We start from the raw sequence: 13,893 nt of genomic DNA, 5'->3' as shown, positions 1-13,893 counted from the left end.
ATCTTACACTGTCTCCGAATAAACACATCCTCTTATCTTTCCCTAATCTGTAAAGTTATTTTGTCTATCAATCTGATTCCAAAACAGCAAAATTATTGTATAATGTTACTTTGAAGTTTTATTTTCAATGCACAAGTTTGCAATACTTTTTTCTATACTGCTTGCAATAGTTGCTTACTACCTAAACAATGAAATCATATTTGAAATAGCAAAGCTATTTAGTGATATCTTTATCAGCTTGCTCAAATTAATAAGCTTACCTCTGGTTTTTTTATCCATAGTTTCCACAATTTCCGGGCTCAAAGACTCAATTGAAATCAAAGTCTTAGTTAAGAAAACACTATTTTATACTCTGCTTACAACTATTATAGCTGCGTTTGTTGCATTATCGTTTTATTTGTTAATAGATCCAGCAAGAAAAAATTTCATAAGTAATACAATAGGGAGTATTAACAGCAATAACCACAGTTATTTTTCATATTTAAAATCACTCATTCCTTCTAATTTTGTGCAAGTTTTTCTTGAAAATAATATGATTGGTAGCATATTAATCGCTTTTTTGATGGGTGGAGCTATTGTTTCACTTTCAAAAGAAAAGCAGGATATATTATATCAAGTATTCTCTGCACTTTTTGATACGCTACTTAAAATTGCTCAAGGGTTATTAAAATTTATTCCGCTTGCTGTTTGGTCTTTTATTACATGTTTTTTGCATGAATTAAAAGGCGGTAGTGAGTTCTACAATCTTTTATGGTATTTTGTTTGCATAATGTCTGCAAATTTTGTGCAGGCATTTCTGATTTTACCGCTATTTATGTGGTATAAAGGCATATCACCAATTCAAACGCTGAAAGGGGTTATGCCAGCACTCACACTTGCGTTTTTTTCTAAATCATCCAGTGCAACATTGCCAACAACTATAGAATGTGTGCAGAACAAGCTAAAGGTGCCAAAGAAATTATCGTCTTTTATTTTACCAATATGCACAACAATTAACATGAATGCATGTGCTGCATTTATACTAATCACTGTAATGTTTGTTGCAGAAATGAACGGATACGTATTTTCCTTAAGCGAAATGTTGATATGGATTTTTTTAGCTACAGGGGCTGCAATTGGTAACGCTGGAGTGCCGATGGGGTGCTATTTTATGGCAACCAGTTATCTCATGTCGATGAATGTTCCTCTGCATATTATGGGACTGATTTTGCCTATTTATACAATCATCGATATGTTTGAAACTGCAATAAATGTGTGGTCTGATGTTTGTATCACTCAGATAATTAATAAAGAATGTAATAGTGAAACTTAAAAAATGATATTAGACGAAAATAACCTAATAATAAAAGAATTTAAAGAAGCAGAAGCAATTTTGCATGGGCATTTTGTTTTATCATCCGGGCTGCATAGTGACACATACATACAGTGTGCGAAGATTTTTGAAAATCCAAGCAGAGCCATGAAAGTTTGCGCATTATTAGCAGATAAAATAAAAAAAGAATTAAATAGCTCCATAGATTTAATATTATCTCCTGCAATTGGTGGAATAATTGTGGGTTATGAGATTGGCAGGCAGCTTGGAATAAAGACAATGTTTTGCGAGCGCGTTAATGGTAAGTTTGAATTACGCCGTGGATTTAAGATCAAAAAGGGTGAGAAAATATTGCTCATTGAAGATGTAATAACCACAGGTAAATCTTCACTTGAAGCAGTGGAATGTGCAGAAGGGGAAGGAGGTAAAGTTGTTGCTGAAGCTTCTTTGATAAAGAGAAATAGTGAAACGAAACTGCCTTTTCCTGTCATATCTTTGATTGAACTGAACATCAAAAACTACAGCGAGGAAGAACTTCCAAGTGAATTAAAACAACTACCCATAACAAAACCTGGGAGTAGGGAATATTTAACAAAGTAATCCTATAATATCTTGGAAGCACAGCACAGCTTTAGTTATTTACTCCAAGTGTATTTTATGTATACTTATTACTAAATTAATTTTGAAATGATAGAAAATGAACGAATTTAAATCGATCCGAAATATAGCAATAATCGCACACGTTGACCACGGTAAAACTACTTTACTTGATAACATGTTAAAACAAAGTGGCACATTCCGCGAGAATCAAGAAGTTCAAGAACGAGTGATGGATAGTGGTGATCAAGAGCGTGAACGCGGAATTACAATACTTGCAAAATGCACATCAATAATGTGGGGTGATGAAAAAATCAATATTATTGATACGCCAGGGCACGCAGACTTTGGTGGAGAAGTAGAAAGGGTATTGTGCATGGCAGACGGCGTGTTGCTGCTGGTTGATGCTGCAGAAGGTCCCATGCCACAAACAAAATTTGTGCTCTCAAAAGCACTAAAAGCAAATTTGAAGCCAATTGTGATAATCAATAAGGTCGATCGACCAGACAGCAGAATTGATGAAGTATTAAATGAAATATATGAGTTATTTTTTAACCTTGATGCAACCAACGAGCAGCTAGATTTTCCAGTGTTGTATGCTTCAGGTAGAAATGGCTGGTGTGCTAAGGAGCTTTCTGATGAAAGGAAAGATTTAAGCCCATTATTTTCAACGGTTATAGATTATATAAAACCTTCTGTTTATGATCAAAATGCACCTTTTGCTATGCTGGTCACTCTACTTGAGTCTGATAAGTTTCTTGGCAGAATATTGACAGGAAAGGTTTATCAGGGCGTTGCAAAAGTCAATTCGGATCTTAAGGTGCTTGACCTCGATGGCAAAGTAATTGAACGAGGAAGATTAACTAAGTTGCTCTCATTTTCTGGCTTGAAACGCATTCCAGTAGAACAAGCTGTGGCGGGAGACATAATTGCAATTGCAGGACTTGAGGAAGCTTCGGTTTCAGATACTATAGCAGCACCAGAGGTTACAACTGCAGTAAGCTCAACTCCAGTTGATCCGCCGACAATGGCGATTACTCTGAGTGTTAATGATTCACCTTTTGCTGGGCAAGAAGGTACAAAGCTTACCTCAACTGCTATAAAGGATCGCTTATACGCGGAGGCAGAAACAAATGTTGCAATTACTGTGACTTTGGCACCAAGCGGTGAAGCATTTGAAGTAGGTGGACGTGGTGAGCTACAGCTTGGGGTGTTAATTGAAAATATGAGGAGAGAAGGTTTTGAGCTTTCGGTATCACGCCCTCGAGTGCTATTTAAGGAAGAAGATGGCAAAAAACTTGAACCTATAGAGGAAGTAGTAATTGATGTAGATGATGAATATAGTGGAATCATCATGGAAAAACTCAGCTTCCGTAAAGGTGAAGTAACTGACATGAGACCTTCTGGTAATGGCAGGACAAGATTAACGTTTTTAGTGCCATCAAGAGGATTAATCGGTTATCAAGGAGAGTTTTTAACTGATTCTCGTGGCACAGGCATAATTAACCGTTTATTTCACAGTTATGCTCCACATAGAGGTCCAATTTCTGGAAGGCGCAATGGAGTTTTAATTTCTACAGATAAGGGTGAGGCTGTGGCATATGCAATTTTCAATTTGCAAGACAGGGGAATTATGTTTATTAAGCCACAGGATAAGGTATATTGTGGCATGGTTGTCGGCCAGCACAGCCGTGACAATGATTTGGAGATAAACGTGCTAAAAGGTAAACAATTAACCAATGTAAGAGCATCAGGTAGTGATGAAGCCATAAAACTCACTCCTCCAAAGATAATGACACTGGAGGATATGATAGCGTATATAGACGATGATGAATTGGTAGAAGTAACCCCAAAATCTATACGTTTACGCAAGAAATTCCTCGATCCAAATGAACGCAAACGTGCAGGAAGGGCAAAGAATAAGGAGTAATCAGAGGTTGAACATTTGCGAAAAATAGTGTATAATTATTCGTCTCCTAATTGTATTTAATTATGGCCTTTTCGAAATTTCTCGATCCAAAAAACAATTTTGCGTTCAAGAGAATATTTGGCACTGAGAAAAATAAAGATATTCTCATTCACTTTCTCAATGATATATTGGACTTCGCTGGCAAAGATGAAATAGAAGAAATAGAATTTCTCAGCACTATCATGGATGCTGAGATTGCCTCTAAAAAACAAAGTATTGTTGATGTTTTCTGTACTGATTCTGCTGGAACCCAGCTAATTATTGAAATGGTGCGACCTGAAAGTCTTCGGTCATATTGTTTAAAAGGAGAGGAATTCCTTCAGAAAGAAACTAAAAGAGTTCTAAAACTTATTAAACCAGATGTTTTGCCATCTGAGTCTACGCATCAGTGCGAATCGGGTAACCGGTTGGTGCCAAGCGATGCGGACAATGAACCTCCTCTTGAAAAAGAAGATGCTCAATCGTGAAAGGAGCATAAACTACAAGCATCATGTGGTTGGAGAGCTAGGCTTAGTGGTATGGTGAACGTAAGTGAAGCTTCATAAGTATCGTAACGATTAAAGAGCTAAAGATGCTGATAAGCTCCGACCAAAAGGTAATGTGACATTTTTCATTTCTGGATGTACGCAAATCACCGGTATAGAGAAGTCACCTAACCCACTGTTGTATGACAGAAGGAACAGGGTAAGCCTGTATTTCCGCCTATATGGCAAGCAAACCGCAAGGAACGCTGATGAAAATGCAGGTAAAGGATAATGGAGAAAGCGAATGCCATTTTGTAACGAAATGGATAGAATTTGTAACATTAATTCGCGTGAAAACGAGCAGACTTTCATTTGGTCCCTCGTGACAAGAAACTTTGTTAACCACTTGAGGTAGAGAAGCAGATGACCTTACCCACAAAAATGATGAAGAAATTAGGAATATTTTTTACAAAAAGGACAATACTAACAAAAGAACTTTATTCTATTTAGAATATAAAGTTAGAGGTTGTCCGGAAACAAGTAAATTCAAGCATATTCCCTCTTTAACATAACCCTACTCATAGCTAGGTATATGAAATTCTCAGTGGATGTTGTGAGTAAATCATACTCCTTCGATAGCCTTCTATTCCTATTAACCCAAGCAAAAGTCCTTTCTACAACCCATCTTCTTGGCTGTACTTTAAACCCTTGTTCTCTTGTTGGTAGTAGCTCAGGTGGCGTATCTTTGTGCACCCAAAATCTACATGTAGGCCTTTTAACAATTTCAATATCTATGTCATATTCTTCCTTTATGTGATTCTTTAAATTTCTTCCTTGGTATCCCATGTCAGCCCACATTTTTTTAACTTTAGTATATTTTGTTCTCATATTGTTTAATGCTATTTTAATACCATCTCTATCATTTTCGTTAGCAGCGCCTACGTAACAACCTAGTATAAAACCCTGAGTGTCTGTAATTATATGCCTTTTTCTACCCTTTACTTTTTTACTTCCATCATAGCCTTTGATCCCCCCTTTTCTGTAGTCTTTACAGATTGACTATCTACTATACAGGCACTCGGCTGCTCATTCCTTCCTATTTTTCTTCTACTATATTTTGTAATTTCATAATTCATTTTCTCAAAAATTCCCTGCTTCTTCCATTGCCTGAACTGCTCATACACAGTCTTCCATAGCGGAAAATCATTTGGTAAATACCGCCATTGACACCCTGTACGCAATACATAGAAAATTGCTTCTAATATTTCTCTTTTGCTATACTTTGGCGGCCTTCCTCCTTTCTTGTATGATACTCTGAAGTGTTTTTCTATTCTTGCCCATTCCCTTTCGCTTAGATCTGTTGGATACTTTTTTCTCATCTTTACCCCGTACTAAAATTTCAGATATTATAGCCTTTTACTTGTTTCCGGACAACCTCTAACTGCTATAAAGTACAGGAATTATGTAGGATTTTCTGCTAGTGGCTACTATAGCATTTCTCATAATAGTCCGAACAGGTCATAGGAAGGCAGAATCAACAGCACGACGAAAGGATTCGAATAGAGGAATGTTTTTCCTGGCTCTGTTTTTTATAGCAAACCAATGATGCTCAATTTTGTTGAAATCTGGAGAATAAGGCGGCAGATACAAAATTTCTGCACCAACCCCTTTAGCAAGCTCGATAATCTTATCAGACTTATGAAAAGTAGCATTGTCAAGAATGACAGTCTGTCCAGGTTCCAAGATCGGTGTCAAAAATTGCTCAAACCATCCATTAAAAACATCCATATTACAGTGGCCTTCAAAGGTTAACGGAACAACTATCTTTCTTCCACTTAAGGCTGCAACCATACTGATTCGTTGAGTTTTCTTTCCAGATTTTAAGGCATAAAACCGCTGTCCTTTCTGGCAATATCCGTAGGGGTAGTCTTCGGTGTTATCAATGCCAGACTCATCTATATACACTAAGTTTTTAGGTTCTTTTGTCGCTATAATTTTCAAAAATTCAGCACGTTTTTCTTCGTTTCTTTCCTTGTATCCATATGTCTTTTTTTGCGCGTAAATTCAATTTTTTTAAGGGCTCGATAGATCGTTTGGATACTAACGTTGTTCCAAAGTTTAGCCATTTCCGATAGAGTCTTTCCTCCGTGTTCTCTGGCAAATTTGGCAAAGGTATCCCAGTCGGTAATTTTGTGATTGTAACCCCCATTTCCAAGTTTTTTTGATTGAAAGTCTCCTGTTTCTTTTCTTCTTTGCTGCCACTCCCATAAAGTAGTTCGTCCAATCTTAAATCTTGCTGCCACTGTTTCTCTGCTTTCTCCTTCGTCTAGCGCTTCCATTGCTTTTTTTCTTAAATCATAACTATATGCTGCTGGCATTCAACCTCCTTATCATCATCTACCCTTATCCTATCACATCCGGACTTTTATGGAAAGAGCTATACATGCGCTGCAAGAATATAAAGTGATTTTCGAACCAGTGAAAATTGGAACAGCAGCGGCAATATTAATTGCTGCGCTTCTCTGCAATGAAAACGAGATAATGTTAATTCTGCCTTCAGACCATTTTATAGGTGATTTGAATAGTTTTTATGCTTCTACTCAAAAAGCGTCTAAGTTAGCCTCTGAAACTAACTCTATAGTCACTTTTGGGGTTAAGCCTCATGGTGCGCCAAGAAGTGCTTGGAGAACAGTTGGTGAAAATCCAACACAAACAAAGTCTAGCCAAAAGTTTGGAACAGACCACTATGTTGCATGAGGTAACGAGTGTAATAGAGCTAGTGGGATGGACAATGCAGGGCACAACGGAAGTGAAGGAGTGGAGTCCCGAAATACCTGAAGACATAGAGGTCGACATGTTCATGGCCATGGAAGACAGCATGAAGGATAACGTAAAGGCAAGTTATCACTCACTCTATCGGGATCTGAGACCGTGCCATGTATTGAAATGGACTTCAAGTGAACTTGGGAGATCCCATGCATTCCTATTAAGGTACGTTGGAACAAGTCAACAAAGGCAAGAACTAGCGGAAGATGCAGGGGAAGTCGGACTGATTGATAGTACTCAGAATGTGGGAAAGCCACGTACAAGGGGAAGCGATCAGCAATATAGTAACTGGAATAGGGATTGCTATGCCAATACAACGGAGGTAGGAATAACATGCGATATAAACTAAACCAGATAGCAGTAAGAGCAAAGCAAGATAAGCGACTAAAATTCACATCGTTAGTCCATCTGATAAATACAGAGAATCTTGCGAGATGTTATAAAGAACTGAAGCGTAACAAGGCTTGTGGAGTAGACCAGATAACAGTGGAATCATACGGAGAAAATCTGAATGAGAAACTCGAAGTGCTAGTAGAAAGTATGAAGAGGAAGCAATATCAACCACAACCAGTAAAGAGGGTATATATACCGAAAGCTGGAAGTAAAGAGAAACGCGGACTCGGAATACCATCGACCGAGGATAAATTAGTACAGATTATGCTGAAGAAGATATTAGAAAATATTTACGAGGCAAACTTTCTGGACAGCTCATATGGATTTCGACCTGGAAGAAACTGTCATCAAGCGGTAAATGCACTAGATAAAGCAGTTAAGTACAAGCCAATAAACTACATTGTAGAAGTGGATATCAAGAAGTTCTACGATAATATACAGCATAAATGGCTAATGAGGTGTCTAAGGGAACGAATAACTGACCCAAATTTGCTGTGGTTAGTAAAGCGGTTTCTCAAGGCAAAGATTGGTGGCAAGTACTGAAGGCTAAATTAACAGGACACTATAACTACTTTGGTATTAGCGGAAATTATTGGTGTTTGAAACAATTTTACACATCAGTAAGAAAGCTAGCATTTAAATGGATAAATCGGCGTAGTCAGAAAAAGAGTATGACCTGGGAACAGTTTGTACACTACGTAGAAGTAAATCCATTACCAAAGCCAAAAATACATTTTTCTTTATATGCATAAGAGGGACGACTGTGAAAACTAATATTGATGAGCCGTGTGCGGGAAATCTGCAAGCACGGTTCTTTAGGGGGAGTTGTAGTAATAAAACTCAAACGAGAGGAGTAAAGCTACAGCTTCTACCGAACATTATTTACATAGGAGTGTGTATGACAAACACCAAGTTAGAGAGAAGCCGGATGTGGTGAAAGTCACAAGTCCGGTTTCGAAGTCGAGTGGGGAGAGGTGACTTTCCTCACTTAGATAACTAATGCTTCATGTAAAGGTTTTGCTTCGTATTGTCTTCCTATTTTTGCCTCTTTATTCGCACGTAGCTGTTCTTCAGTAACACCATTACTCTCAAGAAGTTCTACAGAACCATTATCATGAATATTATAGCTCTTTTTACAATAATCCGAACAGACCGTAATATGCTACTGGCCTGCTATAGCCATAAACACATATCTTATCGCATTCGGACTATTATAAGAAAGGCTATAATTTTAATATTACATTCTTTTTCTTTGGCATACCATTTTAAAGCCATTTGATATGATCCATTAGCTACTTCATAAATTCTTGCCCCATCCTTATCAATTTGGCAACGTGCCCCCCTTGTTTTTTGGTCAGGTAGTAGCAACGTAACTGTCTTTACATCGTACTTTTTGCACATATTACCACTTAGAATATCATGCAAGTTTACTTCTTTTGTATAATCGTTCAGCGCAATTCTTATGACAGGCTTAACACTGTTATCTATATTTTTAGTTTCTCTTAATTTTATAAGCTTTGCATCAATATTTTTAGATATCTCTTCTTCAATTTGTTTAGCAGCTTTGCCTACAATTTCCTGACCATGATATTTGGTCTCCTCAGCAGTATATCTATACATACCATCGCTATTCTTATGAATATGAGGTTTCACTATTACTTTATTAGTAATATTAGTAGAAGGGTTGTTCTGATCTACAAAGAACTTCTTCCATGTTTCTTCATCACCAAGAGTAACGTACCTACGTTTATCCTTATTCGGCATTAACCCAGGTGCGCTACCAGCAGCAATATTTTGATCAACGATCAAAGATACAGTTTCAGTACTATTAGTTAACATATATGCCTCCATTATTTTTAATATATAAATGTTAGCATATAGATATCACGCCAATTGGTCAACATAAATTATTGATGGCAAAGCTTTTAATGTTGAAAGCTCAAATACTCCTTTGCTTGGTCGGTTAGAACGCGTCCTCTTGGTGTGCGCTTTACAAAACTAATTTTGATTAAATAAGGTTCTACTGTTTCTTCAATATTGCCAACATCCTCAGATAGCGCAATAGATATAGTGTCAATTCCAACAGGTCCTAAGGTGTTGAATAAAAATCTTAGATAATGCACATCAAGTTTATTGAGTCCCATTTTATCTACACCCAATTTTAGCAATACAGAATCAGCGACTTCATAAGTGATTTTTTTATCATCTTTCACTTCAACAAAATCCCTTATCCTTCTGAGTAACCTCAAAGCAATTCTTGGAGTACCGCGCGCACGGCAGGCAATTTCCCGTGCAGCACCCTCTTCAATTTCAGCAGAAAGAACTCTTGCGCCTCTTTTTATAATATCGACTAGCTCCTCAAAAGAATAAAACTCAAGATGCAAAGGAATGCCAAAACGATCTCTGAGTGGCGCAGAAAGTAATCCAAGCCGTGTAGTTGCTCCAATTAGCGTAAATGGTGGTAGATCTATCCTTAAAGTGCGAGTAGATGGACCTTCACCTACTAATATGTCCAAGCAAAAATCTTCCATAGCAGTATATAAAACTTCTTCGATGCTGCGATTTAATCTATGGATTTCGTCGATAAATAGAACATCTTTTGCATTTAAAGTGGTAAGCACTGCAGCCAAGTCCCCAGCTTTACTAAGTAAAGGACCAGAAGTTGCGCGAAAGCTAACTCTTAATTCTTTAGAAACAATTTGTGCTAAAGTTGTTTTGCCAAGCCCTGGAGGACCGTACAATAAGACGTGATCTAAAGCTTCAGTTCTCGTCTGTGCAGCGTTTATAAACACTTTTAAATTTTGTATTAAGTCTTTTTGCCCGACAAAATCATCAAGTTGCTCAGGCCTGATGTTAATATTGCGCACATCTTCAGTATATTCTTTACCGCACGATATTGATTTCATAATGTTAAGAGCTCCTTAAGCGCCATGCGAATAATGTCCTTAGTGTCCAGGTTTGACGATTCGTCTTGTATTTTTTTTATCGTATCATAAGCTTTCATTTTTTCATACCCAAGATTGATCAATGCTGAAAGGGCATCTTCATTAATTGGATTAAAGTTATTGTTATTTATTTCTAGTTTACTTACTTTGCCACTCAATTCAGTGATGATTCGATTTATGAGTTTCAGGCCAAGTCCGCTCATCTTGAGTGTTACTTTATCTTCATTCATAATTGCCAAAAATAGCTGTTCTGGAGTTAATTTACTCAAAATTGACATTGCAGTTTTATAGCTAACACCGCTTACTTTAACTAGCAACCTCAAGCACTGCTGTTCTTCTTTGCTTATAAAACCATATAGCTGAGTAGTGTTTTCTCTGTTATTTGCATAGGTTTCGATAAGTAATTTGATTCTACTTCCAATTGCACAAGCACTTAAAGTTTTGGCTGAAAGATACACCATATAGCCAACATCATTCACGTTCAGGATTATGTGATCACTGCGCACTTCATCAACTATTCCGCTTAGATTTCCTATCATTTTTAGCACTGTATAGGGTTCAGTTTAAATACTCCTGGATCTTAGGTCAAGCAAACGAACATTATAACAGGGAAACGTGGCTAAAAAACCACTTGACAAACTCCGCCAGCCCCCTTATCATAAACACTGAAGCTATTTATTTATCTTCTCTGTACAGATTAAATGACAAAAAAACTCACGTATCTGGCGTATCATGTTTAATTTTTTGCACTATGTGCACCTTATGTCTTATAAAATTTCTACCTACATAAGCTGAAACGCGCTTATAAAGCGTTTAAAACATAAAAAAACGCCAACTTAAAAAATGGATAGTGAATAACTAGCTACCCTAGGGTTTCTTTTGCCTTTTTTCTGTTTAGTAAATTTCTTAACGTTTATAATTTAGATTAGTTGCGGTTTAAAAGTAGCTGAATTGCGGTTATTAAGTGTTTAGAATAAAAAAACGCCATACTTGAAAGTATAATGTAAGTAATTAGCCAATCATGGGGCTTTTTTGCCTTTTTTTTCGTTTGGTAAATTTCTTAATGTTTATAGCTAAACGACAACCGTCATCCCGCTGCTTGTTAGCGGGATCTATGCTAAGAGATACCGCGGATGAATCGCGCGGTATGACGGTTCGTGGTGGCATCTCGTCATCCCGCTACGTGTTAGCGGCTAAGAGATACCGCGGCGGTATGACGTCTTAGCCATAGATTACCTGATCTCACCATCTTTCCGGTTGTTTTATACATAATTCTCGGATTTTGAAAGTTCACTTTGAATAAATTGCTCATATTCTTTATCCTCTAGTTCTTCAAAAGTCTCAGGATAATGTTTACTGGAACGAGTAATTATTGAAATTAGCTCTTGCTTTGTTTTTCTTAGTAAAACCTTTCAAAGAGAGTCTGTTCATCTGGGCGCGCAGACGATCGATACTCCTTTCTATCAAGTGCAACCAAAGCAAAACCTGTTGCAGCCATATGCTTACATGGACCATAATACACAAATGCAGGACACAGGAACATGTTCCACTCAAAAGAGGACCATCGTGCTTTAGTGTTACTCGATATACATTTGATCCAACTACCTTTGATTTAGCTTGAGATTCATTAACAGATATAATCTGTACCTTTCTTTTGTCAAAATAATCCCTTCCTCTGGAGCGGTAGGGTTCTTTGATAAGACCTGTGATATCTTTATAATACAGTCTCATTTTTACCTCCTTTAAAACCCTCAATTTTCTAATATATCCTTTCTTCCATAAAAATTTATTAACTCACCACGACTTTTATATGGCCCTGCGGACAATTTTATAGTGCTATAGCTAACTCAAGAAAGGTTTCCCTACGTCATACCGCGATTCATTCCATAACTGTATGAACATTCATTTTTGAAGGTAAATTGCACAGCAAATGGTGTCATGAAAGTAGCTGACACTGGAATCCAGCCTTGCCGTAATCTCATCAAGAACGTTGTGTTTTAACATAAAACGGCTACTTTTATACTTACCAACTTAATAAAATTCCTGGATCCCAGTGGGCTTTGTTGCATCGCTACTTATGAAAGGCTAACTATAATTAGGATTATAAGCAACCTATTGAAAATCTTGTTTTTTTGCAATCAATCTGATCAAATTTAAGAATAGTAATTTATTATTTATATTAATAAATTTAATTCTATTGAAAATAGCTAAAGCATTGAAATTCTTGAATTTTAGCCGGATTAGTGAGTGGTAGTGAAATTTCTTTTACTCAAATTTAGGTATTCACTGACCGTTCTTGTTATAAATACCAGAATAATAAGCTACTGATATTCTCCACCTTTTTTATCTTTAATCCATCATAGCTAGCGATGCAACAAAGCCGGCTGGATTCCAGTGTCAGCTACTTTCATGACACCATTTGCTGTGCAGTTTACCTTCAAAAATGAATGTTCGTACAGCTATGGAATAAATCGCGGTATGACGGTTCGCAGCGGTATAGTAACTCGTCACCCCGCTACTTGTTAGCGGCTGAGATACCGCGGCGGTATGACGTAGAAGCTATACTTTTATACTCACCAACTCAGTATCCAATCTGGATCCAAGTAGTCAAGCTATTCGGATGACACCCTCATAAAGTGAAATGAGATCCCGCTAACACGTAGCGGGATGACGGGAAAAGAGGTACTGGGAGACATCCTTCCTGGTAGACCCAAATCACAATGTTCGCACAGTTGTGCGTCACGCGCTGCCGAACACTGTATGGTTATACAAGAAAAATTAAGGCTTAAAAGGAATTTTAAGTATCAGGACTCAAGGTTTTTATTCCTTCTTAATAAAACATAAAAAGCCCCTTTACCACCATGTTTTTTCGTAGCTTGTTGGTAGTATAGAACCATATGCTGGATTTTAGTGTCATTTAACCATTTATTTAAGTTACTCTTTATAGTGTCTGTTTTGTTTGTTGCACTGCCGTATCCCGTAATTACCAATAAACATCTATTTCCTGCTCGATAATTTTTGATAATAAAATCTATCAATTTACAGTAAGCATCCTCTATATTATAGCCATGCAAATCGAGCTTATCGCTTATAAAATATTTACCCCTATCAACTTTTGATTTTGTGTTTTGGTCAAGACAAAATGATGAGTTACTATTATTGGTATTAAGAAAATTCCCTTGTAAGTCGGAGGTACCTTTATCAACCATAGACTTTATATTTACTTTATGATCAACTTTCAAAGTAACTTTTCCACATTCTATTGGCTTAACATTTTTTTGCCAATCCAACTCATCGTCCGACATAAACGCATTAATCGAATTGTATAATTTTACAACAATATCCAAACATAGTAAAATGTTGCTTATTCTATAAAAACCAGATTTT

At 37.0% G+C, this 13,893-nt stretch carries 13 protein-coding genes and 3 pseudogenes; 9 read left to right on the top strand and 7 right to left on the bottom strand.

Annotated features, from left to right (window positions below; genetic code table 11):
- Positions 1-127: 127 nt before the first annotated feature.
- From OPR52_RS07260 to OPR52_RS07545, 4 genes and pseudogenes are all read left to right on the top strand, one after another.
- Positions 128-1,312 (top strand): dicarboxylate/amino acid:cation symporter, encoded by a 1,185-nt coding sequence (locus tag OPR52_RS07260; protein ID WP_010082165.1) that lies wholly within the window; start codon positions 128-130, stop codon positions 1,310-1,312.
- A gap of 3 nt (positions 1,313-1,315) precedes the next feature.
- The gene (gene pyrE, locus OPR52_RS07255) at positions 1,316-1,912 is read left to right on the top strand and encodes an orotate phosphoribosyltransferase (protein ID WP_006279657.1); all 597 of its coding nucleotides are present in this window, start codon (positions 1,316-1,318) and stop codon (positions 1,910-1,912) included.
- A gap of 97 nt (positions 1,913-2,009) precedes the next feature.
- Entirely contained in the window at positions 2,010-3,839 is a 1,830-nt protein-coding gene (typA, locus tag OPR52_RS07250; protein WP_264723349.1) for a translational GTPase TypA, read from the top strand.
- A gap of 62 nt (positions 3,840-3,901) precedes the next feature.
- Positions 3,902-4,147, top strand: a pseudogene (locus OPR52_RS07545) (PD-(D/E)XK nuclease family transposase); the annotation flags it as partial.
- A gap of 741 nt (positions 4,148-4,888) precedes the next feature.
- On the opposite strand, the pseudogene OPR52_RS07240 reads toward OPR52_RS07545, so the two are convergent.
- Positions 4,889-5,721: pseudogene (locus OPR52_RS07240) on the bottom strand (IS5 family transposase).
- A gap of 139 nt (positions 5,722-5,860) precedes the next feature.
- Positions 5,861-6,720 (bottom strand): IS630 family transposase gene (locus tag OPR52_RS07235; RefSeq protein WP_265037751.1). Its coding sequence is split into 2 segments (ribosomal slippage): positions 5,861-6,396 and positions 6,396-6,720, totalling 861 coding nucleotides; the frame shifts between segments, so codons are not numbered across the junction.
- A gap of 61 nt (positions 6,721-6,781) precedes the next feature.
- Here OPR52_RS07235 and OPR52_RS07230 point away from each other — a divergent pair.
- The 5 genes and pseudogenes from OPR52_RS07230 to OPR52_RS07210 all read left to right on the top strand — a co-directional run.
- Positions 6,782-7,006 (top strand): annotated as a pseudogene (locus OPR52_RS07230) (sugar phosphate nucleotidyltransferase); the annotation flags it as partial.
- 82 nt (positions 7,007-7,088) lie between these two features.
- Complete coding sequence (locus OPR52_RS07225; protein WP_264722787.1) at positions 7,089-7,517, top strand: hypothetical protein; 429 nt, start codon at positions 7,089-7,091, stop codon at positions 7,515-7,517.
- A complete protein-coding gene (locus OPR52_RS07220) occupies positions 7,502-8,104 on the top strand; it encodes a reverse transcriptase domain-containing protein (protein WP_265038169.1) in 603 nt (200 codons plus the stop codon). The genes OPR52_RS07225 and OPR52_RS07220 overlap by 16 nt, the downstream gene beginning before the upstream one ends.
- Positions 8,056-8,313, top strand: a complete 258-nt coding sequence (locus OPR52_RS07215) for a hypothetical protein (RefSeq protein ID WP_265038168.1) — start codon at positions 8,056-8,058, stop codon at positions 8,311-8,313. The genes OPR52_RS07220 and OPR52_RS07215 overlap by 49 nt, the downstream gene beginning before the upstream one ends.
- 11 nt (positions 8,314-8,324) lie before the next feature.
- Complete coding sequence (locus OPR52_RS07210; protein ID WP_264722855.1) at positions 8,325-8,498, top strand: hypothetical protein; 174 nt, start codon at positions 8,325-8,327, stop codon at positions 8,496-8,498.
- Between the two features lie 257 nt (positions 8,499-8,755).
- Here OPR52_RS07210 and OPR52_RS07205 read toward each other — a convergent pair whose 3' ends face one another.
- From OPR52_RS07205 to OPR52_RS07185, 5 genes are all read right to left on the bottom strand, one after another.
- On the bottom strand, positions 8,756-9,400 hold the full coding sequence (locus OPR52_RS07205) for a hypothetical protein (protein WP_265038166.1): 645 nt from the start codon (positions 9,398-9,400) through the stop codon (positions 8,756-8,758).
- Positions 9,401-9,486: 86 nt separating this feature from the next.
- Positions 9,487-10,467: a Holliday junction branch migration DNA helicase RuvB gene (gene ruvB / locus OPR52_RS07200; RefSeq protein WP_265038164.1), complete on the bottom strand. Its 981-nt coding sequence runs from the start codon at positions 10,465-10,467 to the stop codon at positions 9,487-9,489.
- The gene (gene ruvA / locus OPR52_RS07195; RefSeq protein WP_264338838.1) at positions 10,464-11,045 is read right to left on the bottom strand and encodes a Holliday junction branch migration protein RuvA; all 582 of its coding nucleotides are present in this window, start codon (positions 11,043-11,045) and stop codon (positions 10,464-10,466) included. The genes ruvB and ruvA overlap by 4 nt, the downstream gene beginning before the upstream one ends.
- Positions 11,046-11,905: 860 nt before the next feature.
- Positions 11,906-12,049, bottom strand: a complete 144-nt coding sequence (locus OPR52_RS07190) for a hypothetical protein (RefSeq protein ID WP_265038161.1) — start codon at positions 12,047-12,049, stop codon at positions 11,906-11,908.
- 1,261 nt (positions 12,050-13,310) lie between these two features.
- Positions 13,311-13,811 carry a Smr/MutS family protein gene (locus OPR52_RS07185; protein WP_182319589.1) on the bottom strand — a complete coding sequence of 167 codons (501 nt, stop codon included), beginning with the start codon at positions 13,809-13,811 and terminating at the stop codon, positions 13,311-13,313.
- Positions 13,812-13,893 lie beyond the last annotated feature (82 nt).

The sequence above is a fragment of the Wolbachia endosymbiont (group A) of Hylaeus communis genome, assembly GCF_947251915.1.
In the GTDB taxonomy this organism is placed as follows: domain Bacteria; phylum Pseudomonadota; class Alphaproteobacteria; order Rickettsiales; family Anaplasmataceae; genus Wolbachia; species Wolbachia pipientis.
This window is presented reverse-complemented; position numbering and strand designations above follow the sequence as displayed.

Excerpts from the sequence above, each read along its gene's own strand:
- ruvA (WP_264338838.1), bottom strand. The coding sequence starts at position 11,045 with ATGATAGGAAATCTAAGCGGAATAGTTGATGAAGTGCGCAGTGATCAC.
- OPR52_RS07205 (WP_265038166.1), bottom strand. The coding sequence starts at position 9,400 with ATGTTAACTAATAGTACTGAAACTGTATCTTTGATCGTTGATCAAAAT.
- typA (WP_264723349.1), top strand. The coding sequence starts at position 2,010 with ATGAACGAATTTAAATCGATCCGAAATATAGCAATAATCGCACACGTT.
- pyrE (WP_006279657.1), top strand. The coding sequence starts at position 1,316 with ATGATATTAGACGAAAATAACCTAATAATAAAAGAATTTAAAGAAGCA.
- OPR52_RS07185 (WP_182319589.1), bottom strand. The coding sequence starts at position 13,811 with ATGTCGGACGATGAGTTGGATTGGCAAAAAAATGTTAAGCCAATAGAA.
- OPR52_RS07190 (WP_265038161.1), bottom strand. The coding sequence starts at position 12,049 with ATGTTCCTGTGTCCTGCATTTGTGTATTATGGTCCATGTAAGCATATG.
- ruvB (WP_265038164.1), bottom strand. The coding sequence starts at position 10,467 with ATGAAATCAATATCGTGCGGTAAAGAATATACTGAAGATGTGCGCAAT.
- OPR52_RS07225 (WP_264722787.1), top strand. The coding sequence starts at position 7,089 with ATGTTGCATGAGGTAACGAGTGTAATAGAGCTAGTGGGATGGACAATG.
- OPR52_RS07260 (WP_010082165.1), top strand. The coding sequence starts at position 128 with ATGCACAAGTTTGCAATACTTTTTTCTATACTGCTTGCAATAGTTGCT.
- OPR52_RS07220 (WP_265038169.1), top strand. The coding sequence starts at position 7,502 with ATGCGATATAAACTAAACCAGATAGCAGTAAGAGCAAAGCAAGATAAG.